The organism is Kitasatospora sp. NPDC059973 (assembly GCF_042737525.1).
Taxonomy (GTDB): domain Bacteria; phylum Actinomycetota; class Actinomycetes; order Streptomycetales; family Streptomycetaceae; genus Kitasatospora.
Genome location: NZ_JBHWUI010000352.1, coordinates 1 through 2292, shown reverse-complemented (window position 1 = coordinate 2292; position 2292 = coordinate 1). Strand labels below are relative to the sequence as shown.

Annotated in this window: 2 protein-coding genes; both read left to right on the top strand. The window is 76.4% G+C overall.

Translation table 11 applies throughout. The features are described 5' to 3' along the window. Nucleotides 1–166 precede the first annotated feature (166 nt). Nucleotides 167–832 carry a GTP cyclohydrolase II gene (gene ribA, locus ACFWA9_RS39030; protein ID WP_380394325.1) on the top strand — a complete coding sequence of 222 codons (666 nt, stop codon included), beginning with the start codon at nt 167–169 and terminating at the stop codon, nt 830–832. A 110-nt stretch (nt 833–942) separates the two neighbouring features. Beyond that, a complete protein-coding gene (locus tag ACFWA9_RS39025; protein WP_380394322.1) occupies nt 943–2160 on the top strand; it encodes an FAD-dependent oxidoreductase in 1218 nt (405 codons plus the stop codon). Nucleotides 2161–2292: the final 132 nt, after the last annotated feature.

Genomic DNA, 2292 nt, shown 5'->3' with positions numbered 1-2292 from the left:
CCCCCTCCGTCGTGGCCGGTGGGAACAGGCGGGCCCCACGAGGCGTTGCGAGCCTGCGCCGTCCCACTCCACCCCGGTGCGGGCGGCTCGGAACACAGTTGTTCAAATTGGAACTACCGAGTACCGTCGGGGTCCGACCATCACCCCGGTAACGGAGGCCCCGCCCATGCCGCAGCCTGCCCCGACGCAGCCTGGCACCGCTCCGACGCAGCCCGGCGCCGCCACGGTGCGCTCTCGGGTGCGCATCCCGCTCACCTTCCCGGACGGGTACCGCGCGGACGCCGAGGTGTTCACCTTCCACGGCCTGGCCGACGGCGCCGAGCACCTGGCGCTCGCCTTCGGCAGCACCCCGGAGGGCGGGACGCCGCTGGTGCGGCTGCACTCGGAGTGCCTGACCGGCGACGTCTTCGGCTCGGACCGCTGCGACTGCGGGCCCCAGCTGCGCGAGTCGGTGGAGCGGATCGCCGAGGCCGGCGGCTACCTGCTGTACCTGCGGCAGGAGGGCCGGGGCATCGGGCTGTACAACAAGCTGGACGCCTACGCCCTCCAGGACGCCGGGCTCGACACCTATGACGCCAACACCGCGCTGGGCCTGCCCGAGGACGGGCGCGACTACACCGCCGCCGCCCAGATGCTGGCGGCGCTCGGCACCACCGGCATCGACCTGCTGAGCAACAACCCGGACAAGGCGGACCAGCTCGCCGGCCTCGGCGTCACGGTCGAGCGCCGGGTGCCGACCGGGGTGCACCTGTCGGCCAGCAACGTCCGCTACCTCCGCGCCAAGGTGGAGCGGACCGGCCACTCGATCGAGCTGTCCCGGCTGGTCGGCTGAGCCGGCGCAGGTCCGCACGCCCGGGCGGGCCGGTTCGTCCACGCACCTGATGCCGCCGACCGGCCGAAGGGGCATTCTGGAGGGACGTCCGAGTACTCCGGGAGGCGTCCGTGCCGACGCATCGCCGACTGCCGATCGCCGTCGTGGGGGCCGGGCCGTACGGGCTCGCGACGGCCGCCCACCTGGCGGCGCGGGGCAGCGACCTGCGGGTGTTCGGGGAGCCGATGGCGGGGTGGCGCGACCACATGCCCGCCGGGATGTTCCTGAAGTCCACCCCGCGTGCCTCGAACATCTCCGCGCCCGCCCCTGGGCACCGGCTGTCCGACCACCGGACGGCCCTGGGCCTGGCGCCGGTCGGCGACCGCTATCCCGTGCCGATCGCGGAGTTCATCGCCTACGGCGACTGGTTCCAGCAGCGGTGCGTGCCCGGGGTCGAGCGCTGCTCGGTACTCGGCATCGGCTACGACCACGGTGTCTTCCGGCTGCGGCTGGACACCGGTGAGGAGTTCCGGAGCCGGGCCGTGGTACTCGCCACCGGGCTGCGGGCCTTCGCCCACGTCCCCGGCGAACTGGCCGCGCTGCGGGAGGCGGGCCTCGGCTCGCACACCTCGGACCACGCGGACCTGGGCCGCTTCGCGGGGCGCCGGATCGCGGTGGTCGGCGCCGGGCAGTCGGCGCTGGAGAGCGCCGCCCTGCTGGCCGAGGCCGGGGCGCGGCCCACGCTGGTGGCCCGGACGGCCCGGCTGCGGTTCGGGACCGCGCCCGGGGCGGACCTGCCGGGAGAGCGGCCGGCGGCCGTGCGCGCCCGGTACCCGGGCACCGAACTCGGGCCCGGCTGGAACCTCCTCGGCTACTGCCGCGCCCCCTGGGCCTTCCGTCATCTCCCCGACGGCGTCCGGGCCGGCCGGGTGCGGACGGTGCTCGGCCCGGCCGGTGCCTGGTGGCTGCGCGAACGGGTCGAGGACGCGGGCGTGCCGGTGCTCACCGGGTGTTCGGTGGAGTCCGCGCGGGAGCGGGCGGGCGCCGTCCGGCTGCGGCTGCGCGGCCTCACCGGCGCCCTGGAGGTCGACCACGTGCTGGCGGCCACCGGCTACCGGGTGGACGTCGACCGCCTGGAACTGCTCGACCCGGGCCTGCGGCGGGCGGTGCGGCGCACGGCGGACGGGGCGCCCCGGCTGACCGGCGGCTTCGAATCCTCGGTGCCGGGGCTGTACTTCACCGGGCTGTCCGCGGCGAACTCCTTCGGCCCGCTGCTGCGCTTCGTCTGCGGTACGGACTTCGCGGCCCGCCGGATCACGGCCGCGGTCACCGGCGGCGCACCGGACTGACCGGCCCGAAGACACCCGCTCCCGCGCCGAACCACCGCCGCCCTCACGCCGCGGCCCCGTCACGCCGCGCCCCGCGCTCACCCGCCCCGTCACGCCGCGCCCCGCGCTCCCCCGCCCCGGGCCGCGGCCGCC